This is a genomic window from Amycolatopsis sp. NPDC059235 (assembly GCF_042754125.1).
GTDB lineage: Bacteria > Actinomycetota > Actinomycetes > Mycobacteriales > Pseudonocardiaceae > Amycolatopsis > Amycolatopsis albidoflava.
Map to the genome: position 1 here is coordinate 84,165 of NZ_JBHZAG010000015.1, position 24,507 is coordinate 108,671.

A 24,507-nucleotide genomic window follows, 5' to 3' on the forward strand; every position below is an offset into this window, starting at 1 on the left:
ATGCCGGAACGCCCGTTCCCGCAGGCCTACCCGGGTCCGACGGGCACCCACGGCGATTCGTGTGCGATGCGCATCACGCAAGGATCCGCGTGCCGTAACACTGCGTGCAACACCTGGCGACTCCTGAATCGATACTCCTCGGCCCGGTCGGGCTCCAGATCAGCGGCGACGCGAGTAGCCACCCAATTAAGTGAATCGAGTTCATATTTTTCGCCGTCGGCGACCGCGGTACGGATGAGTTCCCGGGCACCGCTTTGCCCGGCGGCGAGCAGGGCGACGCCGAGGACGATGCCGGACTTCACGACGTGTCGCTGAGCGTGACGGGCGACGGCGGTCTCGTAGGCGAGGCGGGCCGGGGCGACGGCTGCTTCGGGTTGTCCGTCGGCGAGTTCGACCTCCGCGCCCACCCAGCCGCCCCGGACAGTCGCCCGCCAGCGACGGTCCGCCTGGGCCGCCCGGACGGCCAGCCGGCGGGCGGCGGAGATGCGGCCGAGGGCGAGGTTGTCGGCGGCCAGTCCCAGGAGGGCGTCGGCTCTCGCGCCTTGGCGGTCCAGGCCGTTGGGATCTTCGGAGGGGGCGCTGTCGGGGCTGTCTCGGCTCGCGGATGAAGCGTTGGAGCTCGCGGTGGCGGGCAGCGGGGACGGTGTTGGGGAGTCAGTAGCTGCCAAGCCGCCTGCCAGTCCCGGGGCGTCGCCAGCCCCTCGCTCTCCCATTCCGCGCAGCCCGACTGCCAGCAGCGCCTCCCCGTCCAGCTTCCGCGCCGCCAGGTGTCCGCCCAGTTGCCGTCGGTGCGACGCGAGCGTGGTCGCCGCCAGTGAGGCAGTCAGTGGATCCCGGCCGCGCCGGAGCGGGCCGAGCAAGGCCGCGGCCGCCGCGTATTGGCCGCGGGCGCCCAGCACGATCGCCGCCAGGAGGCGTTGCCTTGGCGTGCCGTCGCGAGGTATCGAGTCCGCCGGCCCGGCGTCCGAGCCGAACGCGAGGGCCGTCAGCGCTTCTTCGTCCACCTCACCTTTCTAGCGTGGAGCACCGACAAGAACGTGCTCCACGCGGTCGGCCGCCGCGGGAAGATCCGCGAGCAGCTCGACCTTCGGCGGCAGCAACGCCGGATCCCAGCCGGGGCCGCAAGCGAACAGGCGCGTCCGCTGCCGTCCGCGAGACACGCGCGCGAAGAGCCGAGGGTCCGCGTTCGCCCGATTCGCCCACAGCACCACCGCGGCGGGCGCGCTCCGCCTTACCGCGACTGCCAGCACTTCTTGTGGCAGCGCGAGGCCGAAGAGCTGCGCGCCGATCCGACGTCCTGCGAGAGCGGCCGCGAGCGCGTACACCGGCATGTTGTCCCGTTCGTCGGGCACGCACGCGAGAAGGACCGGCCGTTGGTTGCGAGGCTCGTCGAGGACCGGCGTCGCCCGCACCAGCGCCGCGTACACGCACTCGGCAAGCAGGTACTCCACTTCAGCGCCCGCGTGCACGCCTCGCCATCGCGCGCCGAGCGCGGTGAGGACTGGGTCAATCACGCCAGTCCACGCCTGAAGCACGCCTAGCTCGCAGATGGCGTCAACGAGCATTCGCTGCACCGCGCCGACGTCCATTGCCAACGCCGCAGTGCTCAGTCGGCGCGCGAGTCGCGAAGGGACTTCGACGTCGTCAGCCGCAGACTTCGCCTCCGTCGCTTCAGCGGGCTCCGCAGGCGCTGGCACGAAGTCCGCGCGCGGCATCTGCTCTAACGCGTACTGCGCGGCCTCCGCCGTTGAAGCGCCGCGAAGGAGCGCGCGCTGCATAAGTTCGAGACGGCCGATGTCGGAGCTGCCGTAGCGGCGATGTCTGCCGTCGGTGTGGCGACTGGGACCGAGGCCGTAGCGCCGGTCCCAAGTACGCAGGGTGGACGGCGCGACACCGAGCCGGCGGGCGACCGAGGCCACCGGCAGGGTGGGTTCTCCATCGCCTGATCCGGATCCCACCCGGTCAATATCCAGCCAGCTCGCAGTAACGGCAACCCGAGCCAAAAGCCCAGCTCACACATCTGGGGGATGCCTAACGGCTGAATCGCCGCCGATCTATTGAACAACTATTGGCGCGCTTCTAACGTTACCGCCGTTGCACCGAATGGAGTATCGGCACCACAGCAGAGCAGCTAATGGCATCGACCGGATGACGGAGGCGGTCAGGATGGCAGACACGCGCAGGCTCCCCGGCCCCAACGCAGACATGTGGGACTGGCAGCTGGAGGGGTCGTGCCGGGGGATGGACAGCGGATCCTTCTTCCACCCGGACGGAGAGCGGGGACCGGCGAGGGCGCGGCGCGAGGCCAGGGCCAAGGCGATCTGCCTGTCGTGCCCGGTGCTGGAGATGTGCCGCAAGCACGCGCTCGCCGTGCACGAGCCCTACGGCATCTGGGGCGGGCTGTCCGAATCGGAACGAGACCACATCATCAAACAGGACAAACGCGCGTTGACCATGGCGCACATCTGACTTTTCTCACGGCGCGGAAGGGGCGGTGTCCACAGTGGACGCCGCCCCTCCGCCGTTTCCGGGCCACATCGACAGTGCCAGGTCGATCACGGTCATCATCGAGTCAAGGCTGACGCCGTCGCGCGCCTGCATGGTCAGTCCGTAAAAGACAGTCGCGTACAGCGCGCCGAGCGCGTCAATGTCCACAGTGGCCGCGAGTTCGCCTTCTTCCACTCCGCGACGAAGGCGCTCGCGAAGCGCGCGTCGCACGTTGTCGCGCGAAGCAGCGAGAAACTCCCACACGGACGCGTTAGCCGGCGTGCAGTTGGTGGCCGCGAGAACGACCATGCATCCCTTGGGGTGTCCGGGTTCCACATACGCGCAAGCGTTGTTGCGAAGCATCGCTTCGACCGCCGCGCGCGCTGTCGGCTCTTCGGTCAGCGCGCGCATCGTGTGCCGCCCGTGCGCGGATTGGTAGTGCTCGACTGCTTCGCGGAACAGTGACTCCTTGTCCCCGAAGGCCGCGTACAGGCTCGGCGGCTTGATCCCCATCGCCTCAGTCAGCTCCGCGAGCGACGCGCCGTCGTAACCGCGCTCCCAGAACACCAACATGGCCTGCGTGAGCGCCTGCTCGCGGTCGAACGCGCGCGGGCGGCCGCGGGGTGACATGGACCACCTTCTTTAGCGAGCGATACAGAATCCTTGACCTCGCCCATCGTACGCGGCTATTTATTTAGCTATCACTACAGAAAGAGGTGGGGGCATGGGCACCCTGGACGGCAAGGTCGCACTGGTCACCGGCGGAAGCCGCGGGATCGGCGCGGCGATCGCACTCCGGCTGGCCGAGGACGGCGCGGACGTCGCGATCACCTACGAACGCGCCGCGGACCGGGCGGCGGACGTGGTCGCGTCCATCGAAAAACTCGGCCGGCGCGGTCTTGCGCTGCAGGCGAACGCCACCGACTCCGACGCCGTGACCAGCGCGGTCGACCGGACCGCGGCTGACCTGGGCGGACTGGACGTGCTGGTGAACAACGCCGGAGTGTTCGAGGTGGCGCCGGTCGACGAACTGACGCCGGAGGCGATCGACCGCACGCTGGCGATCCACGTAAAGGCCCCGCTGGTGGCGGCCGGGGCAGCAGTGCGGCACATGGCGCGGGGCGGCCGGATCGTGACGATCGGCAGCGACCTGGCCGAGCGCATGCCGTTCGTCGGAATGAGCCTGTACGCGGCGAGCAAGTCGGCCGTGGTCGGGATGACCAAGGGCCTGGCGCGAGACCTGGGACCCCGCGGAATCACGGCGATGGTGGTCCACCCGGGCTCGACGGACACCGAGATGAACCCGGCGGACGGGCCGCATTCCGGTGACCAGCTGGCGCATATCGCGTTGGGGCACTACGGAAATCCGGCGGACATCGCGGCCGCGGTGTCGTACCTGGCGGGGCCGGACGGGCGGTATCTGACGGGGACTTCGATCACGGTGGATGGCGGGTTCACTGCCTGATCGTCTTGTTGGGAGGCCGCGGTTTCCGGACCGCGGCTTTCACCCCAAGGCATCCACAGCGAATCCAGCCCAAGCGCCACCGCCAGGTCTCGAAGCCCGTCACCAACGCCGCAGCTTCCCGTTTCCAAAGCACCGCAACAAAAAGCGGGGCGGCACTCCCCCAAAGGGAAGCACCGCCCCGCCCAAAGACGCAGCCGGAACTACATCAGTGCGAGTGGCCGTGGCCGTGTCCGGCGTCCGGCTCCTCCTCGACCGGCTTCTCGACCACGGAGCTTTCCGTGGTGAGCACCAGCCGGGCGATGGACGCCGCGTTCGCGACGGCCGAGCGGGTCACCTTGACCGGGTCGACGATGCCGCCCGCGATCAGGTCGGTCAGTTCGCCGGTGGCCGCGTTGAAGCCCTGGCCCCAGGTCTGTTCCTTGACCTTGTTCACGATGACCGCGCCCTCGTGGCCCGCGTTCGTCGCGATCCAGTGCAGCGGGGCGGTGAGCGCGTCGCGGACGATCGCGACACCGGTCGCCTCGTCACCGGTCAGGCCGAGGTTGCCCTCAAGCTCCTTGACCGCGTGCACCAGCGCCGAACCACCGCCGGGCAGGATGCCCTCTTCGACGGCCGCCTTGGTGGAAGCCACGGCGTCCTCGATGCGGTGCTTGCGCTCGTTCAGCTCGGTCTCGGTGGCCGCGCCGACCTTGATCACGGCCACGCCGCCGCCGAGCTTCGCGAGCCGCTCCTGCAGCTTTTCGCGGTCCCAGTCGGAGTCGGTGGTCTCGATCTCCTTGCGGATCTGCGCGGTCCGGGCGGCGATGTCGTCCTTCGTCCCCGCGCCGTCGACGATCGTCGTGTCGTCCTTGGTGACGACGACCCGGCGGGCCTTGCCCAGCGAGCCGAGGTCGACCTCGGACAGCTTGCGGCCGATCTCCGCGGAGATGACCTCGCCGCCGGTCACGACGGCCAGGTCGTCCAGGAACGCCTTGCGGCGGTCGCCGAAGAACGGGGCCTTGACCGCGACCGCGGTGATCGTCTTGCGCAGCGAGTTCACCACGAGGGTGGACAGCGCCTCGCCGTCGACGTCCTCGGCGATGATCAGCAGCGGCTTCTTCGCCTCGACGACCTTCTCCAGCACCGGGAGCAGGTCGGCCAGCGCCGAGATCTTCTCGCGGTGCAGCAGGATGTAGGCGTCCTCGAGGGTCGCCTTCTGGTCCTCCGGGTTGGTCGCGAAGTGCGCCGACAGGAAGCCCTTGTCGAACTGGACGCCCTCGGTGATCACGAGCTCGGTCGCCAGCGTGGACGACTCCTCGATGGTGATCACGCCGTCCTCGCCCACGCGCTCGACGGCCTCGCCGAGCAGCGCGCCGATCGCCGCGTCACGCGAGGTGACGGTGCCGACCTGGGCGATGTTGTCGCGGCCCTTGACCGGGGTGGCCTTGGCCTTGAGGACCTCGATGACCTTGTCCGCGGCCGCCTCGATGCCCTTGCCGACCGAGGTCGGGTTGGCGCCGGCGGCGACGTTGCGCAGGCCGTGCTTGACCAGCGACTGGGCCAGCACCGTGGCGGTGGTGGTGCCGTCGCCGGCGACGTCGTTGGTCTTGGTGGCGACGCTCTTGGCGAGCTGCGCGCCGAGGTTCTCGAACGGGTCGTCGAGCTCGATCTCGCGAGCGACGGTGACGCCGTCGAGGGTGATCGTCGGGCCGCCGAACTTCTTGTCGAGGACGACGTGGCGACCGCGCGGGCCGAGGGTGACCTTGACCGCGTCGGCGAGCTTGTTCACCCCGCGCTCGAGCGCGCGACGAGCGTCCTCGTCGAAACTGATCTGCTTGGGCATAACGCTTTCCGCTTACCTTTCGGTTGTCGTGCGACGCAAAACGCCCCGCACCCCGGCATGAGCGGGGCCCGGGGCGTCCTTGCGCTGCGAGTGACGCGTCAGTTGATGACGGCCAGCACGTCGCGGGCGGAGAGGATCAGGTAGTCCTCGCCGTTGTACTTGACCTCGGTGCCGCCGTACTTGGAGTAGATGACGACGTCGCCGACAGCCACGTCCAGCGGAACGCGGTTGCCCTTGTCGTCGATGCGGCCCGGGCCAACGGCCAGAACCTTGCCCTCCTGGGGCTTCTCCTTGGCGGTGTCGGGGATGACGAGGCCGGAAGCGGTCGTCTCCTCGGCCTCGCTCGTCTGGACAACGATCTTGTCCTCGAGCGGCTTGATGTTCACGCTCACCGGGTTGACCTCCACGGTCGTCGAAAGCGTCGGCATGATGACTGGTTACGGCTCATACCACCCCCGCCGTCGCGGGTGCCGGGGCGTGTCCGGGCCGTTCATTTAGCACTCTAGCCACGTGAGTGCCAGCTTCGCAAGGAGGGTCCGCTCACGAGCCGGAACTCGGGACGGAAGCCGCTGACCGGCGGCTTTGTTCCAGGCGGATTCCGCACCCCCGGCCGGGCGCGGCGATGAGCTGCGCACACCCGCCTCGTCCGCAGGCCCAGGCTCCCGGGGCGCCGCCGCGTGCCCGTTCGGCCCCATCCGGCGGATAAACCCCACCAACTCCCCCGGTGACTGGTTGGATCCGCACAGACAGGCATCTCACTCCTGGAGTCCTCCTATGCCCCGATCACTCCCGTGGCGCCTGGCCGCCGCGACCACCGGGCTGCTGGCACTCGCCGCGATCGCGGTCACCGTCCCGGCCTCCGCCCAACCGGCCAACGACGCCCGTCAGCGCGCCTTCGCCGACGCCGCTCGCGAATTCGGCGTCCCGCTGAACGTCCTGCTCGGCGTCTCCTACCTCGAATCCCGCTGGGACACCCACTCCGGCGCTCCCAGCACCGCCGCCGGCTACGGACCGATGCACCTCACTGACGTCCGCACCACCGGCCTGCGCACCAGCGAGTTCGACAACCCCGACGAAGACCCCCGCGGCGACGACTCGCGTCCGACCCTGCGACTGAAGGCGCTCAAGCCCTCGGCTCCCCCGCCCGGCAGCCAGACCATCGACAAGGCCGCCGAACTGCTTCACACCGACGCCGCGAAGCTCCGTACGGACGCCGAAGCGAACATTCGCGGCGGAGCGGCACTGTTGGCCCAGTACCAGCGAGAGCTCGGCGTCAAGAGCGACAATGCGAAGGACTGGTACGGAGCCGTCGCGCGGTACAGCGGCTCCGAAGACGTCACCGGCGCGCGCACCTTCGCCGACGAAGTCTTCGCCACCATCAGCAGCGGCATCGCGCGTACGACCGACGACGGCCAGGCCGTCAAGCTCGCCGCGGCGTCCGGCGTCACCCCGGACCGTGCCCAGGCAGACCGCCTCGGCCTGCGCGCCGGACAGCCGCCGGCCACCGACTGCCCGCGGTCGATGTCCTGCGAGTCGGTGCCCGCGCCGTTCCAGAAGATCGGCGACAGCTACGGCAACTACGACCAGGCCGATCGCCCGCGCGACCAGAAGATCGACTACATCGTCATCCACGACACCGAGGGCACCTGGGACTCGGTGATGAAGCAGGCGCAGACCCCGGGCCAGACCGCGTGGCACTACACGGTCCGTTCCTCGGACGGCCAGGTCGCCCAGCACGTGCCGACCAAGGACGTCGGCTGGCACGCCGGGAACTGGTACCTGAACGCGAAATCCCTCGGCGTCGAGCACGAGGGCTTCGCCGCGCAGGGCACCTGGTTCACCGAAGCGATGTACCGCCAGTCCGCGAAGCTCGTGCGCTACCTCGCGCACCGCTTCGGCGTTCCGCTGGACCGCGCGCACATCCTCGGCCACGACAACGTGCCCGGCCCGAACGCGGACAAGATCAAGAGCATGCACTGGGATCCGGGTCCGTACTGGGATTGGGCGCACTACTTCGACCTGCTCGGCGCCCCGCTGGAGCACGAGGGCGCGCCGGATTCCAGCCTGGTGATGATCGCGCCGGAGTACTCCGCCAACCGTCCGGTGTTCACCGGCTGCGACAAGATCGGGTCCGGAAACCCTTGCCCCGAGCGGAGTTCGGGTTCCGTCGTGCTGCACACCGAGCCGAGCGAATCCGCGCCGCTGCTGTCCGACGTGGGCATGCACGGGCCGAATCCGTCCACAATGGACGTCGCGGACATCGGCAGCCGCGCGGCCACCGGCCAGAAGTACGCCGTCGCGGACACCAAGGACGACTGGACCGCGATCTGGTACCTCGGCCAGAAGGGCTGGTTCCGCAACCCGGGCGACGCGCCCACCGCGTACCCGGCCGACGGATTCGTCGCGACTCCCAAGGAGGGCAAGGCGACCGTGCCGGTCTACGGGAGCGCGTACCCGGAGGCCGGGGCGTATCCGAAGGACATTCCGGTGCAGGAGCTCAAGCCGCTGCCGTACCAATTCGGCGCGGGCCAGAAGTACTCGGTCGGCGGGCTGACCGGCTCGGAGTACTACTCGGCGTCCTTCGACGTCGCGACCAACAAGGTCGTGAAGGGCAAGTCGCGGTACGTGGAAATCCAGCTCGGCCACCGCGTGGCGTACGTCAGCCGCGACGACGTCGACCTCGAACCGGCGTCCTGACCGCAACTCGTCGAATGCCCGGGCCGACCGCGCGCGGCCCGGGCATTCACGCGTCCAGGGCCACCTTCACGCCGGCGCTGGCCTCGGTGTTGCGCCGAGTTTTGGCCCAGCCGTTGCGGCCGCGCACCAGCCGGAACAGCGCGCGCCACGACGTGATGTAGAAGGTGTAGATGTAGCCCGCGTACAGCAGGCCCATGCCGATGCCGCGGAAGATGTTCTTGCTGCGCAAGCATTTCATCTGGTAGATCGGGCCCCACACGACGAACGGCAGCAGCCCGAACGAACCGTAGATCGCGAACAGGATCCACGCGCCGCCGGTGAACCACGTCCACACCTGACCGGGATCGCCCGCGGTGCTCACGAGAAGCAGGATGAACGGCACCGGGTACAGCAGCGAGCCGAGCAGCTGCATCCACGGCTGCGCCAGGTAGTACATCATCTCCGCGGCGCCCAAAGTGGACACGTGCGGCGAGTCCCAGATCCGGCGCAGGTACCGCATGCACTGCATGGTCCCCTGGCCCCAGCGTGTGCGCTGCACCAGGAATCGGCGGAGGCTGTACAGACCTTCTTGCGCCACATGCGAATCCGGCGTGAACCCGGTGCGCCAGCCCGCGGTGAGCAGGTGCACGCCGAGTTCGAAATCCTCCAGCAGCGAACCGCGCCACGGGGCCAGTTCTTCGCCGGCGATCGAGTCCAATGCGGACAGCCGGGTGAACTGTCCGTTGCCGCCCATGGAGATCGTGCCGGTGAAGCCGCGCGACGTCTGGATCGCCGCGATCGCGGTACGGAACTCCAAGTCCTGCAGCTGGGCGAGCTTGAGCCCGAACGCGCGGGAGAACCACGTGCGGCCGGGCGGGCGGCTGCGGAAGTTGCTCATCCGCACGTCGAGCTGCACGGCACCGACGGTTTCGTCGCCGAACAAGTGGTCCGCCGCGCACACTTCGAGACAGTTGGGCGCGGGACGGCCGTCCGCGTCGACCACCACGACCACCACACGGTCGCGATCCGCGTCCGGGCCGAGCCACTCGTCCAGCTCGCGGTAAGCGGCGTTGAGCGCGTCTCCCTTGCCAGTGCGCGCTTCCGGGCGCTGGCGGGCGACGAGGTGCAGATTCGCGTCGTAGCCGCCGTTTCGCCGCCACACCGAGCGCACGACGCGCGCGGTTCGGTCGTCGGAGTCGTCGTCCACGACCCACACGTGCGCGCGGCGGAAGGTGCTGCGCAGGTACTTCACCGTCTCGCGGATCACCACCTCCTCGTCGCGGCAGGGGACCAAGAAGTGCCAGGAGAAGTCGGCCGGATCGCCGACCGGAGCGGGCTTGCGGCGCAGGTACGGCACGACGATCACCACGACGTACACGAGGAACGCGACGCTCATGGTGAGCGCGAACGCCTGTGTGACCGACAGCAGGATCTTCAGGCCGGAGTCGCTCACGCCGCGGCCTGCTTCTCGGCCTTCGTCTTCCGCGTCGCCAGCCAGACGAAGAGCACCAGCGAGATCGCGCCGCCGATGACGCTGACCAGCGAGCCGAGCAGGGTGTGGCCCCAGTAGTAGCCCTCGTCGGTGCCGAGCCCGTTGACCAGCCCGACGATGGTAAGGATCCGTAACTGATTAACCAAAATCACCGCGATCGCGGAAATTCCCAGCGAGAAAAAGAGCCTGCGGGCATTCTGTGGCCGGAACCACAGAAGTGCGGCGGTTACTAATAGCAACGGCAGAAGAAGGAATACCGACGAGCATTCCGGAGTCATCCGCAACCCGAATGGAGTATCGCCGGACAACCCGAAGTAGACCGATTCCCGGTTTCCGGCCACATAGACCCCCGATGAGGTGACAACCCGGAGGATGGCACCGGCCAGTTGCACTTCCAGCTCGCGGTACCCGCGCTCCACGAGCACCAGCACGACCCCCGCGGCGAGCACCCCGAACACCGCCATACGCAGCGGAAACCGGGATGCGCCAGACATCGGCGCGTTGACTGCTGTCACGACGACCCTCTCGAGAAGAAACCCAGCGGAACCGGGGCGGAACCGGCCACGGTCGTGTCCGCGACAGTTCCCGCCCTTCCCCGGGCAGCCCCTATCCGGGGATACCCGAGCAGCTTTCGGCATATTCTTACTCAAGCTTGCTAGTCCGTTCGAGTGATACTTCGCGCAACCTGGGAAAAAGTCGAATTCGTATCACCCGATGTGGTGATCCACCGAAAAAGCTGTGCCATTTCGGAAACGTCCGCCGATAACCGATCCGCGTGCCGACTCTTGCTCAGCGGGTTTAGTCCGCGCGGCGGCTCGCCCTGAGAAAATTCGGAGGACCAGTGAAGAGACACCTCGTGCGACGAGGCGGCATGCTCGCCGTTGTCGTGGCGAGCATCGCCCTGGCCGGAGCCGCTCCGGCCAGCGCCGCTCCCGGCGACGGGTCGGCCTACGGCGTCAACGTCAACGTGACGCTGCTCGGCCAGCCCGCGGTGCACCTCGGCCCGCTCGCGGCCGCGAACACCAACGGCCCGACGGAAAACACCGCGGTCTCCGCGAACGTGCCCGGCGTGCTCACCACCGGCGTGATCAACACGTCCGCCGTGCGCGACGACAACTCCGGCGCGGTCACGGCGAAGGCGTCCACCGCCGACGTCGGCCTGCCGCTGCTCAAGGCCGCTGTCGGCAACGTCGGCGCGAAGGCGGTCGAAGCCGTCTGCACCGCGACTCAGGAAGGCGTCAAGGGCAGCACCACGCTGGTCGGCGCGAACCTCGGCAGCCTCGGCAAGGTCGACGCCACCCCGGCGGCGAACACCGAGCTGAAGGTCCAGGTCGGCCCGCTGCACGTGGCGACGCTGATCCTGAACGAGCAGATCAAGAACCCGGACGGCAGCCTCACCGTCAACGCCCTGCACCTCAAGCTGCTCGGCGGCGACGCGCTGGGCGCGCTCGGTTCGGGCGACGTGATCCTGTCGTCGGCGACCTGCGGCCCGGCCGCTCCGCCGATGCCGCTCGCCTCGGGAGCAGGCATGTGGATCGGCTTCGGCGTGCTCGCCGCCGTCGCGGTGCCGGTCGGCCTGCGCTTCACCCGCCGTCGTTCGGCCGCCTGACCGGTGAGGTGATGGATCGATGTACAAGATGCCTGGTGCCGGGGTCGGCGTCGCCGGTGGCGGGGTGGGCACCCTCGCCGCCACCGGCGCCGACGTCGGCTGGTGGCTCGCGGTCGGCATCGCGCTGGTGATCCTCGGGATCGCCGCGCTGATCGCCGTCCGCCGCCGGAATCGGCGGTTCTCCCGCCTGGACGGCTGAAGAATCCGGGCTGCCGGCGTGATCCCGCCGGCAGCCCGGTTTTCCGGGACACTCGAAAGGGTGAAAACGTTGGACGTGATGCTGCTGGCCGGGACGCGGCCGGAGGCGGTGAAACTCGCGCCGCTCGCGCTGGCCTTGGACGCCCGTCCAGGGCTGCGGCCGCTCGTGGTGCACAGCGGACAGCACCAGGGCATGGTCGAACAGGCGCTGGCCCCGTTCGAGGTGGCGATCGACGCGTGGCTCGACGTGCCGCCGCGAGTGTCCGGCACGCAGGCGGAACTGGTGTCCGGCCTGCTGCCCGCGCTCGACGCCGCGCTGCGCCGGTACCAGCCGTCGGCGGTCGTCGTGCAAGGCGACACCACCACCGGGCTGGCCGGCGCGCTCGCCGCGTTCTGGCTCGGGATCCCGGTGGTGCACCTCGAAGCCGGGCTGCGCACGCACGACCTGGCGTCGCCGTTCCCCGAGGAGGGAACGCGGCAGATGATCTCGCGGATCGCGGCACTGCACCTGGTTCCGACCGCGGCTGCGGGCGCGGCGTTGCTGGCCGAGGGCGTGCCGGCGGAGCGGATCACGCCTACTGGCAACACTGTCGTCGACGCCGTACTGGCGGTGGCCGCGCGCGATTTGCCCGCCCGCGATCCGGCGCTTGCCTTGCTGGAGATGGGAATCGCTGAAGCTGGCGAGCAGTTGGTGCTGGTCACGTCGCACCGTCGCGAGTCTTGGGGCGAGCCGTTGGCTCGGACGCTGACGGCGGTGCGACAGATCGTCGACGCTCATCCGCTCGTGCAGGTGCTGTTCCCGGTGCATCCGAATCCGGCCGTGCGGGAGCAGGTCGAGGAAGTGCTGGGCGGAGTCGCGCGGGTGACCGTCACCGAGCCGTTGGAGTATCCGGATCTCGTGCGCGCGCTGCGGTTGGCGTCGCTCGTGCTGACGGATTCCGGTGGTATCCAAGAGGAAGCGCCGACGTTCGGTACGCCGGTGCTGGTGCTGCGCGACACGACGGAACGCCCGGAGGCGGTAGAAGCCGGTTGCGCTTGGCTGGTCGGCACCGATACCGAGCTGATCACCGATACCGCCGCGCGCATCCTTCGCGGCGAGATCAGCGCTGCCGCGTCAGCGAATCCCTATGGAAACGGCTCCGCGGCAGCGCGGTCGGCTTCGGCGATCGAGGCACTGCTGGGGGTATCCCTTGATGCCGCGGCTCTCGTGAGTCCTAAAGGGACACAATGTTGACCGGCAGGCCCGGGTTCGCCGAGAAGTCCAACGGCGCCACCGCCCGGCCTGCCGCCACCACGTGCGCACCCAGCGCCGCGATCATCGCGCCGTTGTCCGTGCACAACCGCGGCCGCGGCACGCGCAGCTCGATCCCCGCCTCCGCGCAGCGCTCCGCCGCCAGCTCCGAAAGCCGCGAATTCGCCGCTACACCACCGGAAATCACCAAGGTGCCGATGTTTTGTTCGCGCGCGGCACGGATCGCCTTCGCGGTGAGGACGTCCGCGACCGCCTCCTGAAAGGACGCCGCGACGTCGTTCACCGGCACGGCGTCGCCAGCGCGCTCGGCGTTCTCCACCCAGCGCGCCACAGCCGTTTTCAAGCCAGAGAAGGAAAAGTCAAACTTTGCGTCGCGCGGACCGGTCATCCCGCGCGGGAACGCGATCGCCTTCGGGTTTCCCTGCTTGGCCGCCTTGTCGATCGGCGGCCCGCCCGGATACGGCAGGTCGAGTACGCGCGCGACCTTGTCGTACGCCTCGCCCGCCGCATCGTCCACAGTGGACCCAAGCTCGGTGATGCTTGACGCGATGTCGTCCACTCGCAACAGCTGCGTGTGCCCGCCGGAAACCAGCAACGCCAGCACCGGCGTCGGCAACGGCCCGTGCTGCAACGTGTCCACCGCGATGTGCCCAGCGAGGTGATTCACGCCGTACAGCGGCACATCCAGCGCCGTCGCATAGGCTTTCGCCGCCGAAACCCCCACCAGCAACGCGCCCGCGAGCCCGGGCCCGGCCGTCACCGCGATCGCGTCCACATCGGACAGTTTCAGCCCGGCAGTGGCGAACGCCCGCTCCGCCGTCGGCACCATCGCCTCGAGGTGCGCGCGGCTGGCGACCTCCGGCACGACGCCGCCGAAGCGAGCGTGCTGGTCCACACTGGACGCGACCTCGTCGGCGAGCAGCTCCACCGTGCCGTCGTCGCGCAGCCGGACGAGGCCGACTCCGGTCTCGTCGCAGGAGCTCTCGATGCCCATGATGACGCGCGCCATCAGCCGGCCACCTCGTCTCGTGCCGGGGCCTGCGCGGGGCGGGCCATGGTGAACGCGTCGGCGCCGGAAGGCTGGTAGTAGCGCTTCCGGATGCCGAGTTTCTGGAAACCGTGTGCCTCGTACAGCGTCACGGCCGGGTCGTTGTCCGTGCGCACTTCGAGGAAGACAGCGGCGTGCAGCTCGTCGGCGCGGGTCAGCAAAGCTCGCAGCAGCGCTTTGCCGATGCCCTGCCCCTGCGCCTCCGGCACGACGCCGATCGTGTGGACGTTCGCTTCGTAGTCACCACGCCGCCCGACCACCGCGAGCCCCGCGTATCCCAGCAGGGTCTCCCCGTCGTCCGACCGCGCCGCCAGGTAGTAATGCCCCTGGTCAAGCTCGGAATGAAACGCGCGCGCACTCCACGGGTCGTCGCCGGGAAAGAGGATCTTCTCGATCTCCGCGCACCTCGCGACGTCAGCGCGGCGCAACTGGTCGAGCTTCACAGCGCGGTCACCCTCTTGCGCGCCGCGGGCTCGACAGCGTCCGGACGACGCAGGTAAAGCGGCGTCAACGGCTCCGGCTCCGCGCGCTCAAGAAGCGCCGTACGCGCCACGCGCACCAACCCAGCCGGCGAAGGAAACCGCGGCTCGATCGGCACCACACCCACCGCCGCCGCGTACTGCAACGCCCCGTCGCCCGCTGCGACGCGAGTGTCCGTTTCGATGTCCGCAGGCCGCTGTACGTGCGGACCGTCAGTGCGCGCGCCCGAAGCGTCGTACGCAGCCCAGTAGACCTCGCGACGCCGCGCGTCCGTGAAGACGAGGAAGGGCTTCTCCGTGCGCACCACGTCCGCAGCGATCGCGTCGAGACTGCACACCGGATACGCCGGAATGCCGAGCGCGTGCGCGTACGCGGCCGCCGTGGCCATGCCCGCGCGCAGCCCGGTGAAGGGGCCCGGCCCGACGCCGCACACGATCGCGTCGAGCTCGCGGAGCGTGACCCCGGCCTCCTCCGCGGCAGCCAGCGCGTGCGGGGCGATCAGCTCGCCGTGCGCCCTCGGATCCACCGTGACGCGGTCCGCCCGAGTGACGAGCTCAGCCTCGTCGAGGGCGACGATGCCCGCCGTCACCGCCGGAGTAGCCGTGTCGATCGCCAATACCAGCACGATTTCCCAGGATAGCTCTGGTCCGAAGGAGACCGGGGAGCGGGCGGGGCGGATGGGGGTTCGGGAAAGATACGTTCCGTGATGAAGCTGTCTTTCGTGGCCGTGCTCGGCGGAATGCTGCTTTTGGCTGGTTGCTCGGCCGCGCCCGCCCCAGCGACGGAATCCTCCACGCCATCCTCCGCGCCGCCCGAGGTGTCGCAGGGTCCGCCACCGCTCAACGTGCGGAAATACGAACAGGACCCGTGCGCCCTGCTCCCCCAGCCCGAGGAAGTCTTCAACGCCGTCCGCAACCGCAAGACCACCGGTGCCATCCTCCCGGCCTGCATCTGGAACGACAGCAAAAACAGCACCCTGACCATCGGCTTCCTCCCCGCGCAAGGCGGCCTCGCCGCCATCGGCCGAAACCTGAGCAGCACCGGCTACTTCGACCCGGCCCCCGAGATCGACGGCTACCCGGCGGCCTACACCAACGTCCTCGACAACCGAGGACAAGGCGGCTGCCAAATAGCCGTCGGCGTGCAGGCTGACGAGGCATTCACCAGCTCAGTCATGCTCCTCCCGAGGTCCCCGTCCTATGGCGACCCGTGCTCGGTCGCGCTCAAGGCCGCACAGGCGGTCGTGGCCACCCTCAAGGCAGGTTCCTGACAACTGCCCGGCTTGGGGGATTTTGTCCACGCGCGGAACCTCGACCGATTAAGCTCAGTCAAAGCGTCGGCAGTCGGAGACAGTGCCGCCGGGAACGAGGGGGAGCGTCGTCGTGGGCAATGGGGAGTCGTCCAGCAGCAGCCAGCCGGTAGACGGGCGCGCGGGGTACGTCGACCCGGAGGAGCAGGCCAAACGCGACCGCCAGGACAAGCAGTTCGGCGAAGCGATGAACTCCAACGGCGTGCGGGTCTACCAGCAGCGCGCGGCCGAGGACGCCAAGGTGAACGCCGCGGCGGCGGGTGGCGGGTTCAACATGGACATCGACGCGATGAAAACTCTGCAACCGGAATGGCAGAGCATCGCCGACGGCCTGAATGGCATGATCAGGTCAGGTCGGCAGTTGCGCGCGGTAACGCCGCCAGCCAGCGACGACGGCAGCTCCCTGCAGAAGCGGGCAGCGGATATGCATGCGGACGCCTACCTCACGAGTCTTCAGCAACAGCAGACCTACGCGCAGGGTTATGCCGACAGACTGAAAGAAGCCATCGGCAAGTACGAGAAGCAGGATCATGCCAATACGACCAGCATGAGCAAGCAAGGATGACCCGGTGACGAAGACCAGCCTCCGCGCCGCGGCGACAGCGATCCTGCTCCTCGCCCTAGCCGCCTGCACGTCCAATCCGGGTTCTCCCTCGCCGTCGACTCCGAGCGCGCCACCGGCGACGTCTTCGGCCGCGCCCGATGTTCCCCAGGTAGCCAACCCGCTCGACGTCGCCAAGTACGAGCAGGCACCCTGTTCTCTTTTCACCCCGGCCCAAGCCGCGGAGGTCATCGAGTCGGTCCGCACCACCACCGACGCCGGGGCCGGAGCACCGATCTGCAGCTGGTACGGCCCGGACAACAGCAGCGTCGGAATCGGATTCGTCCCCAACGGCGGCGGACTCGCCAGCGCCTACCAGTACAAAGACAGCTCATCCGGGTACTTCGAGAAAGCACCCGACACCGACGGCTACCCGACCGTGCTCTCCGGCCCCACCGACGACCGCAAAAAAGGCGGCTGCCAGGCCATCGTCGGCGTGAAGAACGACGAGACCTTCACCAGCTCGGTCATCCTCCGCGAATCCTCCCCGCATTACAGCGACCCGTGCGCATTGGCAATCACAGCGGCTACCGCAGCGATCAAGACGATCAAGACAGGTGCGCGATGACTAATTACACTCCGCAGCAAATCGTCGGCTTCGTCAAAAGCGGCAAGGGATCCGGCGGGATGTACACCGGGGCCGACCTGTCCTCGGGCCTCTCCCGCCAGCACCAGGAAATCGCCGGCCGGATGCAGCAGCTGCAAGGCAAGATGAGCCAGTACTGGCAGGGAGATTCCGCCGGTCAGGCTTTTGCCGGCGCGGGCCCGCTCGTGCAGGCGTCCGAGGTCAGCGGACAGCATCTCCAGCAGGCGCAGCAGCTCTACCACGGCCAGGGCGGCTCGTTCCAGCAACTGCACAACAGGATCCAAGACATCGGCGACGTCGGCGAGAAACCGGCAGGCGACTGGGTTTCCGGAACCCCTCTCTCGTTCCTTTCGAACCGGCAGAACGAGATTGACGACTGGAACCGGAAAGCGCAGGCGATCACCGAAAGCTACGACGCTTACCACCAGCAGTCGTCGGACAATTCGAGTCGTTGGGCGGACCCGTCCCAGTACGGGCAGCTCGCGATGCCCTCCGCGGGCGGGGACTTCACCATCACCCAGCCCGGCAGCACTGGTACCGCTCACCTGCCCACTCACTACACCCCGGGCGGACCAGGCGGCACCGCCGGCACGTACTCCGAAGGCGGCTACGTCGCCGACAACAGCACCAGCAGCACCGGCGACAACAGCACCAGCCACCGTGATCACACCAACGATCGCACTGGGCCGCCGGGGGTGACGCCTCCTTCGGACACCCATCGGTGGGAAGCGGAGCCTCCGCCGCACCACGATCCGACTGAGACGCCGGGCAAGTACCGCCCGCCGCACAGCGATTTGCCGGATGACACTCGGACCTCCGGCTACGTTCCGCCGGACCTGACCAGCACCAGCAATCCCAACAGCACCAGCAACCCCAACTCCTGGTCGTTCAACAGCAGCAACCCCAACACCGCCAACCCCAATGGCGGCAGCAGCAGCCTGTACACGCCGGGGCTCCCGGGAACCGGCAGCGGTTACGCGGGCGGCAACGGCAGCGGAAACGCGGGTAACCCAGGCAACAGCGTCGGCCGCGGAGCCGGTACCGGCACCGGGCCGTTCGGCGGGAACGCCGAAGCCGCCGGGCGAGGCGGCGCAACGGCGGGAGCCAACGGGCGCGCGGGGGCGCCGGGCATGGGTGCCGGTGCGATGGGCCGCGGGCAGAAGGGCGAAGGGGAAGACGACCTCGTCCACGAGACCGCCGACTACCTGGTCGAGCAGGACCCGGACGCCGCCCTCATCGGGGACCTTCCCAAGGCGGTTCCGCCGGTGATCGGGCTCTGACGGATGCTGGTGCTCGCCCGCGAGGTGGTGCTCCCTGCCGATTGCCTTCCCGTCGCGGCGGAGCTGGCTGGGGTTTCGCTCCCGGCGGCGCTCTCGCCTGACCCGATCTGGCGCGACCCCGAGGAGACGCACGCGTATCGCGAAGCCGCGGTGAACGCCATGGCCGACCAGGGCGTCTGGGGTCGCGGCGGTCCGGACGAGACGTTCGTCCGGACCATGACCGTGTTGTGCCGCGGGGCCAGTGAGCTGTCGGCGACCGTCGAAAGCGGAAGGGATCGGCGGTATTGGCTGGTCGTCGCGGCGTTGAACAAGGACGCGGTGCTCGCGTGCCATATGCCGTCCACCGGCACTGTGGTGTTGCGGCCGGCCCGGCCGGAAGCGCTGGCGGAGGACTTGATCCGGGAGTTGCCGCGCGTCCAGCCCGCGCAGGGCCAAGCAGTGTCGGTGCCGGAATCGGCGTTGAATCTGGCCATCGACGGCGGGCCGGCCAGGCAGGACGTGCGGCATTTGCTCGACGTCGCCGCTCTCCCCCGCGTCGGCGGCGGGCAGATCACCGCGGCCGTCCGCGACGGGCTTGGCGGGCGGCGGATCAGCGGGCGCGACATCTGCACGTATTACGACACCGAGCACGGCCGCTACCTGTTCTCGTTCTCCGAAACCGAGGGCGGCGAGCGGTACGTGAACGTCGCTCCCGGCCGCTACGAAACGATGGTCGAACGGGTGCGCGCGCTGCTCGATAATCTCGCCTGAACCTGGGTACCCCTGACAATCAGGATCTGTGAATCGCGTCGCAGGTGGCCACCGCCACAAGGCGGTACGGTGCGGTTCCAGGTGCCGGTGACGCAGGAGGTCCGCGAAAGTGCCCGATCCGCTGTTCCCCGCAGTCGCCGCCGGATCCGGCAAGGAAGCGCTGCGCTTCGGCGACCGAAAACTCACCTATGCCGAACTCGGCGCGGTCGCCGGGGCATTGGCCGCCGAACTGCCCCGAGACCGCCGGGTCGCGGTCTGGGCGACGCCGACGCTGCACACCAGCGTCGCGGTGGTTGCCGCGCTGCTCGCCGGGGTTCCGGTGGTGCCGCTCAACCCCAAGATCGGCGAACGCGAACTCGGGCACATCCTCGCCGACAGCGAGCCCGCGCTGGTGCTCGCCGAACCCGGCGCCGAACTGCCCGCCGCGCTCGACCTGCCGCGTCGTGACATTCCGCTTGAAGGCGACGGGAAACCGCCGGCCAGCGAGCCGGACGCCGAGGCTCCCGCGTTCATCGTTTACACCTCCGGCACGACTGGGCCGCCCAAGGGCGTCGTACTGCCTCGCCGCTCGATCGCGACCACGCTCGACGCGCTTGAGGACGCTTGGCAGTGGACCGCTGACGACGTGCTCGTCCACGGCCTGCCGTTGTTCCACGTGCACGGCTTGATCCTGGGCATCCTCGGGCCGCTGCGGCGCGGCGGTTCGGTGCGTCACCTTGGGCGATTCTCCCTTGAGGGCGTCACGGAGGAACTCGCGAACGGCGCGACGATGCTGTTCGGCGTCCCGACGATGTACCACCGGATCGCCGAAACGGTCGAGACCGACGAAGGCCTCGCCAACGCGCTCAAGTCCGCCCGGCTGCTGGTCTCCGGCTCGGCCGCGCTGCCGGTGCACGACCACCAGCGCATCACCGCCGCGACCGGGCAGCAGGTCGTGGAGCGCTACGGCATGACCGAGACGCTGATGAACACCAGCGTCCGCGCCGACGGCGAGCGCAAGCCGGGTTCGGTCGGCGTCCCGCTCGCCGGGGTCGACCTGCGGCTGGTCGACGAGACAGGCGCCGAAATCAGCGAGCCGGACGCGGTCGGCGAGATCCAGGTCCGCGGGCCGAATCTGTTCACCGAATACCTCAACCGGCCGGACGCGACAGCCGCCGCGCTCGACGGCGGCTGGTTCCGCACCGGCGACATGGCCACCCGCGACCCCGACGGCTACGTCCGCATCGTCGGCCGCAAGGCCACTGACCTGATCAAGAGCGGCGGGTACAAGATCGGCGCGGGCGAGATCGAGAACGCGCTGCTGGAGCACCCGAAGGTCGCCGAGGTCGCGGTGACCGGCGAACCGGACGACGACCTCGGCGAGCGCATCGTCGCCTGGGTCGTGCCGGACGGCGAGCGCCCGGCGCTCGAAGAACTCGCCGACCACGTGTCGAAGCTGCTCGCTCCGCACAAGCGGCCGCGCGTCGTGCGATACCTGGATGCGTTGCCGCGCAACGACATGGGCAAGGTCATGAAGCGAGCGCTGGGATGAACATCACCGCGCGCGAGCTGCTGGCCGCCATCTCCGCCGGGTTCGCCGACCTGTCGCTGGCGGACACTCCGGCGGACGATCCGCTCGGCTGGCCGGGATATCCGGAGGCCAGGGCGGCGGCCGCCGCGCGCACCGGCGAGACCGAATCGGTGGTCGTCGGAGAAGCGAAGATCGGCGACGTGCCCACGGTGCTGATCGCCTGGGAGTTCGGCTTCCTCGGCGGTTCCATCGGACAGCAGACCGGTGACCGCGTCGAAGCCGCCTTCGCCCACGCGAAAGAGCGTGGGCTGCCGGTGGTGTCGCTGGTCGCGACTGGCGGCAGCCGGATGCAGCACGGCATGCGCGCGCTTTCCCAGCTCCAGCGAATCGCGCGCGCCTCCGCAGACGCGCGCGCGGCGGGTGTCCCGCAGATTTCCGTTCTGCGCAACCCATCCACCGGCGGCGGCTGGGCGACGCTCGGTGCCGGTTCCGACGTCGTGTTGGGACTGCCAGACGCGCAAGTGGGCTTCGCAGGTTCTCGCGTACGGCCTGCGACGTCGCCTGCGGAGGCGTACACCGTCGAGGCGAAGCTGGAATGGGGTCAGGTCGACCGTCTCGTTGAGCCAGACGAGCTGGGTGACGTGCTCGCACGATGGCTACAGCTGTTGGCTTCGCCGTCGACAGAACCCGCGCCCCCGCCTAACGCCCGTCGCGACACCGCGCTGCCCGAAACCGGCTGGGAAGCCGTACGGACGGCGCGCGCTTCTTCGCGAGCGCGCGCACCCGAGTACCTCGACGCGTACTTCGAGTGGCGAGAGAACGTCCAAGGCGACCGTGCCGGTCACGTCGACGAAGGCGTCCAATGTGGCTTCGGCTGGCGAGAAGGTCGCACGATCGCGTACGCAGCACAGTGCGGCACCGCGACGCGTCCAGCTGGCTTTCGGACCGCAGCGCGGCTCGTCCGGCTGGCGTCCCGGCTAGGAATTCCGGTTTTGACGCTTGTGGACACTCCCGGCGCGGCAAACGACGCGGAAGCGGAAGAAGGCGGTGCCGGGCCGGCGATCGCGGAACTGTTCGAGGCGATCGCGACCGCCGCGGTGCCGGTGACCACGCTGGTGATCGGCGAAGGCGGTTCCGGCGGCGCGCTGGCTTTCGCCGCTCCGGGCACGACCTGGATCGCCCCGGACGCCTACTTCTCGGTCACTTCGCCGGAAGCGGCGGCGGCGATCCTGAAACGCCCGATGACCGACGTGCCGGCCGTGGCCGACCAGCTGCGGTTGCGTCCGCAGGATCTGGTCGGCCTCGGCCTGGCAGTCGGAATTGTCGAGCCCTAGAGACCTAGAGCTGCGAGAGTCCTAACGGGTCACGCCTCGACGGCGCGGACCCGCCACTTGCGCTGCGCGTAGGACGCGAGGGTAGCCGCGACAGCGACTCCCGCGGTTGCACAGCTTGCGATGGCCACGAATACTGCCGTCATTGCGGCTCCTCCTCACGGGGTGCGCACGCCGATGCCGTCGGCGAATCCGGGTGATCCGCTGGCCGACGTGTGCGAGTTGATGGGGTTTAACAGGTATCTACCTGCTATAACGCATGGTCCCCGCTACGCGTTACCTGCGCTACCCCCGTGCGGGAGTGAGACGTATCACGTTACGCTTTGGATCGCTCGCGGTAGGTGATGTCGGGGGCTCTGCGCAGTGAGTCCTGGAAAACGCGAAAGGAGCGATGTGACAGAGGCAGCAGACGGGAGGGGGCCGTCGGGCGGCGCCACGGTCACGGACGACGCGACGATGCGCCGGGCAGTCGGCGCGGCCGCGGTCGGCAACATCACCGAGTGGTTCGATTTCGGGGTCTACGGCTACCTCTCCACCACCATCGAGGCACAGTTCTTCCCGCCCGGCAATCCCGCGCTGGCCCAGCTCGCGACGTTCGCGACCTTCGCGGTGGCGTTCCTGGTGCGTCCGCTCGGCGGCCTGTTCTTCGGTCCGCTCGGCGACAAGATCGGCCGGACCAAGGTGCTCGCGGTGACGGTGATCCTGATGGCGACCGGCACCTTCCTCATCGGACTGATCCCGTCGTACTCCTCGATCGGGCTGGCCGCGCCGATCCTGCTGGTGTGCGCGCGGGTCCTGCAGGGCTTCTCCACCGGCGGCGAGTACGCGGGCGCGATGACCTTCATCGCCGAGTACAGCCCGGACCGCCGCCGCGGCTACTTCGGCAGCTTCCTGGAGTTCGGCACCTTCATCGGGTACGCGCTGGGCGCGACCGTCTCGTCGGTGCTGCCGCTGGTGTCGACGCCGGCCTTTATGGACACCTGGGGCTGGCGGATCCCGTTCATGGTGGCGCTGCCGCTCGGCATCGTCGGGGTTTACCTGCGGACGAAGCTCGAGGAGACGCCCGCGTTCCAGCAGCTGCTCGACGAGTCGGGCAAGCGCGAGGACGCCGAGGCCAAGCACGTGGTCCGCACGATCTTCGCGAAGTACTGGCCGACGATGCTGCTGGCCGGCGGGCTCGTGGTGACCTGGAACGTCACCAACTACATGCTCACCAGCTACATGCCGACCTACCTCAAGGACGACCGCACGATGTCCGCGAACGGCGGACAGGCCATCTCGGCCACCGCGGCGGAATGGCTGCAGATCGGCGTGCTGTGGCTGGGCGTGCTGCTGATCCCGTTCCTCGGCAAGCTCAGCGACCGCTACGGCCGCAAGCCGATCCTGTGGGTCGGCGCGGGCGGGCTGATCGTGCTCGGGCTGCCGATGGTGCTGCTGCTCAAGAGCGGGTCGCTGATCTCGGTGCTGCTCGGCCTGGTCCTGATGGGACTGCTGCTGATCTGCTTCTCCTCGACCTGCCCGTCCACGCTGCCCGCGCTGTTCCCGACCGAGGTCCGGTACGGCGGGTTGTCGATTTCGTTCAACATCTTCGTGTCGGCGTTCGCCGGGACGGTGTCGCTGGTGATGAGCGCGCTGGTGCTGGCCACCGGGGATCTCAAGTGGCCTGGGTATTACCTGATGATCGCCGGGGTGGTCGGGGTGATCACGCTGCTGAAGCTGAAGGAGACGGCGCGGAAGCCGTTGCCTGGCTCGGCTCCGTCGCTGTCCGCCAGCGAGGAAGCCGGAGCGCGGTAGGCCAGCTCCTCGCAGACGGCAAAGGGCTCGTCCAGGAGTTCCCGGGCGAGCCCTTTGCCATTGCGTCGCTCAGGGCGCGCAGCTCTGTCCGCCCCCAGACTCTCGCCGAGATATCGCCTATATCCACCTTGCGATTTCCTCGCGGCTGGCGAAGATCCTTCTCTTGACGGACCTTATTTTCAGAGGATTTATCAAGTCTTGCCGGGCAGTTTCGATGAAATCCGTGGTCGCGACCCGCAAAGCACTTTGATAAGCAAGCTCTTCTGCATTATTTTCATCGACCGCCAAGTCTCCAAGGCAGTCATCTCCAGCCAACTGCCATGCAGTGATCGTTCGATCTAACAGCACTACACTAAGTTTCCTGGCCGCTACAACAACTGAGTGGGGTGCAATCAACATTATCTCGTCCTCGATCGCTCCCAGCCGATAACTATTCCGGTCATGAATATTGGGCAGTTCACGAGGGTCGTCTTCGTTGGCTGCATCGGAGATCTTATCGTCTATTTCACGCGCGTGAGCCATGAACTGCGCGTAGAGAGATCTCCGCTCACTGTGCCACCTGCGCATGTCCTCAGCGAGCACCTTGCTTCGCTGCATCCATACGATCACCAGTTGCGCCACAAGAACTCCGACAAACGCGAAGCTTCCAGTGAGGACCGGAATAATAAGGTTGGCACCATCCATGGTGGAAGTATCGCGATTCTTGGCCGCTATGTTTCGAGGCACCGGTCGCTCTATCTGGCGAACCTAGAAGGGCTTTCCGCTCCCGCTACAAAGCCCTACGCATCACGTCTTGTCCAGGCCCCAGTCCGGTCCG

The 24,507-nt window shown here is 68.4% G+C and carries 25 protein-coding genes; 14 read left to right on the forward strand and 11 right to left on the reverse strand.

All coding sequences use genetic code 11. The features are described 5' to 3' along the window. Nucleotides 1–26: 26 nt before the first annotated feature. Complete coding sequence (locus ACFXI3_RS13470; RefSeq protein ID WP_378399710.1) at nt 27–1,004, reverse strand: hypothetical protein; 978 nt, start codon at nt 1,002–1,004, stop codon at nt 27–29. 9 nt (nt 1,005–1,013) lie between these two features. Continuing rightward, complete coding sequence (locus ACFXI3_RS13475; protein WP_344270731.1) at nt 1,014–1,919, reverse strand: MerR family transcriptional regulator; 906 nt, start codon at nt 1,917–1,919, stop codon at nt 1,014–1,016. 247 nt (nt 1,920–2,166) lie between these two features. Here ACFXI3_RS13475 and ACFXI3_RS13480 point away from each other — a divergent pair, with 247 nt between their 5' ends. Then, on the forward strand, nt 2,167–2,469 hold the full coding sequence (locus ACFXI3_RS13480) for a WhiB family transcriptional regulator (protein WP_037816439.1): 303 nt from the start codon (nt 2,167–2,169) through the stop codon (nt 2,467–2,469). Nucleotides 2,470–2,475: 6 nt separating this feature from the next. On the opposite strand, the gene ACFXI3_RS13485 is transcribed toward ACFXI3_RS13480, so the two are convergent. Continuing rightward, nucleotides 2,476–3,117, reverse strand: coding sequence for a TetR/AcrR family transcriptional regulator (locus tag ACFXI3_RS13485; protein WP_378399711.1), 642 nt, complete (start codon nt 3,115–3,117; stop codon nt 2,476–2,478). Between the two features lie 94 nt (nt 3,118–3,211). On the opposite strand from ACFXI3_RS13485, the gene ACFXI3_RS13490 reads away from it, so the two are divergent. Beyond that, nucleotides 3,212–3,952 carry an SDR family NAD(P)-dependent oxidoreductase gene (locus ACFXI3_RS13490; protein WP_378399712.1) on the forward strand — a complete coding sequence of 247 codons (741 nt, stop codon included), beginning with the start codon at nt 3,212–3,214 and terminating at the stop codon, nt 3,950–3,952. Nucleotides 3,953–4,157: 205 nt separating this feature from the next. Here the strand turns inward: ACFXI3_RS13490 and groL are convergent, their stop codons facing one another. Continuing rightward, nucleotides 4,158–5,774 carry a chaperonin GroEL gene (gene groL / locus ACFXI3_RS13495; RefSeq protein ID WP_378399713.1) on the reverse strand — a complete coding sequence of 539 codons (1,617 nt, stop codon included), beginning with the start codon at nt 5,772–5,774 and terminating at the stop codon, nt 4,158–4,160. 98 nt (nt 5,775–5,872) lie between these two features. Beyond that, nucleotides 5,873–6,202, reverse strand: a complete 330-nt coding sequence (groES, locus tag ACFXI3_RS13500) for a co-chaperone GroES (RefSeq protein WP_020662728.1) — start codon at nt 6,200–6,202, stop codon at nt 5,873–5,875. Nucleotides 6,203–6,548: 346 nt separating this feature from the next. Between groES and ACFXI3_RS13505 the strand changes: the two genes are divergently transcribed. Continuing rightward, nucleotides 6,549–8,471: an N-acetylmuramoyl-L-alanine amidase gene (locus ACFXI3_RS13505; RefSeq protein WP_378399714.1), complete on the forward strand. Its 1,923-nt coding sequence runs from the start codon at nt 6,549–6,551 to the stop codon at nt 8,469–8,471. Between the two features lie 46 nt (nt 8,472–8,517). On the opposite strand, the gene ACFXI3_RS13510 is transcribed toward ACFXI3_RS13505, so the two are convergent. Both ACFXI3_RS13510 and xrtP read right to left on the reverse strand, forming a co-directional pair. Beyond that, nucleotides 8,518–9,846: a glycosyltransferase gene (locus ACFXI3_RS13510; RefSeq protein ID WP_378399740.1), complete on the reverse strand. Its 1,329-nt coding sequence runs from the start codon at nt 9,844–9,846 to the stop codon at nt 8,518–8,520. A 53-nt stretch (nt 9,847–9,899) separates the two neighbouring features. Further along, nucleotides 9,900–10,436, reverse strand: coding sequence for an exosortase P (gene xrtP / locus ACFXI3_RS13515; RefSeq protein WP_377926188.1), 537 nt, complete (start codon nt 10,434–10,436; stop codon nt 9,900–9,902). A gap of 347 nt (nt 10,437–10,783) precedes the next feature. On the opposite strand from xrtP, the gene ACFXI3_RS13520 reads away from it, so the two are divergent. The 3 genes from ACFXI3_RS13520 to wecB all read left to right on the forward strand — a co-directional run bounded on the left by ACFXI3_RS13520 (nt 10,784) and on the right by wecB (nt 12,983). Next, the gene (locus ACFXI3_RS13520) at nt 10,784–11,551 is read left to right on the forward strand and encodes a choice-of-anchor P family protein (RefSeq protein ID WP_378399715.1); all 768 of its coding nucleotides are present in this window, start codon (nt 10,784–10,786) and stop codon (nt 11,549–11,551) included. 19 nt (nt 11,552–11,570) lie between these two features. Beyond that, nucleotides 11,571–11,750 (forward strand): LPXTG cell wall anchor domain-containing protein, encoded by a 180-nt coding sequence (locus ACFXI3_RS13525; protein WP_344270349.1) that lies wholly within the window; start codon nt 11,571–11,573, stop codon nt 11,748–11,750. Nucleotides 11,751–11,819: 69 nt separating this feature from the next. Further along, nucleotides 11,820–12,983 carry a non-hydrolyzing UDP-N-acetylglucosamine 2-epimerase gene (gene wecB, locus ACFXI3_RS13530; RefSeq protein WP_378399741.1) on the forward strand — a complete coding sequence of 388 codons (1,164 nt, stop codon included), beginning with the start codon at nt 11,820–11,822 and terminating at the stop codon, nt 12,981–12,983. Here the strand turns inward: wecB and tsaD are convergent. Genes tsaD through tsaB form a run of 3 tightly spaced genes read right to left on the reverse strand, consistent with a single transcriptional unit; the run spans nt 12,964 to nt 15,154 of the window. Next, on the reverse strand, nt 12,964–14,010 hold the full coding sequence (gene tsaD, locus ACFXI3_RS13535; protein ID WP_378399716.1) for a tRNA (adenosine(37)-N6)-threonylcarbamoyltransferase complex transferase subunit TsaD: 1,047 nt from the start codon (nt 14,008–14,010) through the stop codon (nt 12,964–12,966). The genes wecB and tsaD overlap by 20 nt on opposite strands. Next, nucleotides 14,010–14,492, reverse strand: coding sequence for a ribosomal protein S18-alanine N-acetyltransferase (gene rimI, locus ACFXI3_RS13540; RefSeq protein ID WP_344270343.1), 483 nt, complete (start codon nt 14,490–14,492; stop codon nt 14,010–14,012). Before rimI ends, tsaD begins: the two co-directional genes overlap by 1 nt. Further along, on the reverse strand, nt 14,489–15,154 hold the full coding sequence (tsaB, locus tag ACFXI3_RS13545; protein WP_344270340.1) for a tRNA (adenosine(37)-N6)-threonylcarbamoyltransferase complex dimerization subunit type 1 TsaB: 666 nt from the start codon (nt 15,152–15,154) through the stop codon (nt 14,489–14,491). The genes rimI and tsaB overlap by 4 nt, the downstream gene beginning before the upstream one ends. Nucleotides 15,155–15,235: 81 nt before the next feature. On the opposite strand from tsaB, the gene ACFXI3_RS13550 reads away from it, so the two are divergent. From ACFXI3_RS13550 to ACFXI3_RS13585, 8 genes are all read left to right on the forward strand, one after another. Beyond that, on the forward strand, nt 15,236–15,799 hold the full coding sequence (locus ACFXI3_RS13550) for a DUF3558 domain-containing protein (protein WP_378399742.1): 564 nt from the start codon (nt 15,236–15,238) through the stop codon (nt 15,797–15,799). Nucleotides 15,800–15,911: 112 nt separating this feature from the next. Then, a complete protein-coding gene (locus ACFXI3_RS13555; RefSeq protein ID WP_378399717.1) occupies nt 15,912–16,403 on the forward strand; it encodes a hypothetical protein in 492 nt (163 codons plus the stop codon). Between the two features lie 4 nt (nt 16,404–16,407). After that, on the forward strand, nt 16,408–17,007 hold the full coding sequence (locus ACFXI3_RS13560) for a DUF3558 family protein (protein ID WP_378399718.1): 600 nt from the start codon (nt 16,408–16,410) through the stop codon (nt 17,005–17,007). Next, a complete protein-coding gene (locus tag ACFXI3_RS13565; RefSeq protein WP_378399719.1) occupies nt 17,004–18,305 on the forward strand; it encodes a hypothetical protein in 1,302 nt (433 codons plus the stop codon). Before ACFXI3_RS13560 ends, ACFXI3_RS13565 begins: the two co-directional genes overlap by 4 nt. A gap of 3 nt (nt 18,306–18,308) precedes the next feature. Next, nucleotides 18,309–19,055, forward strand: a complete 747-nt coding sequence (locus tag ACFXI3_RS13570; protein ID WP_378399720.1) for an ESX secretion-associated protein EspG — start codon at nt 18,309–18,311, stop codon at nt 19,053–19,055. Nucleotides 19,056–19,164: 109 nt separating this feature from the next. After that, the gene (locus tag ACFXI3_RS13575) at nt 19,165–20,586 is read left to right on the forward strand and encodes an acyl-CoA synthetase (protein ID WP_378399721.1); all 1,422 of its coding nucleotides are present in this window, start codon (nt 19,165–19,167) and stop codon (nt 20,584–20,586) included. Beyond that, nucleotides 20,583–21,899 (forward strand): carboxyl transferase domain-containing protein, encoded by a 1,317-nt coding sequence (locus ACFXI3_RS13580; protein WP_378399722.1) that lies wholly within the window; start codon nt 20,583–20,585, stop codon nt 21,897–21,899. Before ACFXI3_RS13575 ends, ACFXI3_RS13580 begins: the two co-directional genes overlap by 4 nt. Before the next feature lie 390 nt (nt 21,900–22,289). Next, nucleotides 22,290–23,690, forward strand: coding sequence for an MFS transporter (locus ACFXI3_RS13585; protein WP_378399723.1), 1,401 nt, complete (start codon nt 22,290–22,292; stop codon nt 23,688–23,690). A 117-nt stretch (nt 23,691–23,807) separates the two neighbouring features. On the opposite strand, the gene ACFXI3_RS13590 is transcribed toward ACFXI3_RS13585, so the two are convergent. Next, a complete protein-coding gene (locus tag ACFXI3_RS13590) occupies nt 23,808–24,374 on the reverse strand; it encodes a hypothetical protein (RefSeq protein ID WP_378399724.1) in 567 nt (188 codons plus the stop codon). Nucleotides 24,375–24,507: the final 133 nt, after the last annotated feature.

Excerpts from the sequence above, each read along its gene's own strand:
- ACFXI3_RS13490 (WP_378399712.1), top strand. The coding sequence starts at position 3,212 with ATGGGCACCCTGGACGGCAAGGTCGCACTGGTCACCGGCGGAAGCCGC.
- tsaD (WP_378399716.1), bottom strand. The coding sequence starts at position 14,010 with ATGGCGCGCGTCATCATGGGCATCGAGAGCTCCTGCGACGAGACCGGA.
- groL (WP_378399713.1), bottom strand. The coding sequence starts at position 5,774 with ATGCCCAAGCAGATCAGTTTCGACGAGGACGCTCGTCGCGCGCTCGAG.
- ACFXI3_RS13550 (WP_378399742.1), top strand. The coding sequence starts at position 15,236 with ATGAAGCTGTCTTTCGTGGCCGTGCTCGGCGGAATGCTGCTTTTGGCT.
- ACFXI3_RS13485 (WP_378399711.1), bottom strand. The coding sequence starts at position 3,117 with ATGTCACCCCGCGGCCGCCCGCGCGCGTTCGACCGCGAGCAGGCGCTC.
- ACFXI3_RS13480 (WP_037816439.1), top strand. The coding sequence starts at position 2,167 with ATGGCAGACACGCGCAGGCTCCCCGGCCCCAACGCAGACATGTGGGAC.
- ACFXI3_RS13505 (WP_378399714.1), top strand. The coding sequence starts at position 6,549 with ATGCCCCGATCACTCCCGTGGCGCCTGGCCGCCGCGACCACCGGGCTG.
- xrtP (WP_377926188.1), bottom strand. The coding sequence starts at position 10,436 with ATGTCTGGCGCATCCCGGTTTCCGCTGCGTATGGCGGTGTTCGGGGTG.
- ACFXI3_RS13525 (WP_344270349.1), top strand. The coding sequence starts at position 11,571 with ATGTACAAGATGCCTGGTGCCGGGGTCGGCGTCGCCGGTGGCGGGGTG.
- ACFXI3_RS13510 (WP_378399740.1), bottom strand. The coding sequence starts at position 9,846 with ATGAGCGTCGCGTTCCTCGTGTACGTCGTGGTGATCGTCGTGCCGTAC.
- ACFXI3_RS13580 (WP_378399722.1), top strand. The coding sequence starts at position 20,583 with ATGAACATCACCGCGCGCGAGCTGCTGGCCGCCATCTCCGCCGGGTTC.
- ACFXI3_RS13570 (WP_378399720.1), top strand. The coding sequence starts at position 18,309 with ATGCTGGTGCTCGCCCGCGAGGTGGTGCTCCCTGCCGATTGCCTTCCC.
- ACFXI3_RS13565 (WP_378399719.1), top strand. The coding sequence starts at position 17,004 with ATGACTAATTACACTCCGCAGCAAATCGTCGGCTTCGTCAAAAGCGGC.
- ACFXI3_RS13590 (WP_378399724.1), bottom strand. The coding sequence starts at position 24,374 with ATGGATGGTGCCAACCTTATTATTCCGGTCCTCACTGGAAGCTTCGCG.
- groES (WP_020662728.1), bottom strand. The coding sequence starts at position 6,202 with ATGCCGACGCTTTCGACGACCGTGGAGGTCAACCCGGTGAGCGTGAAC.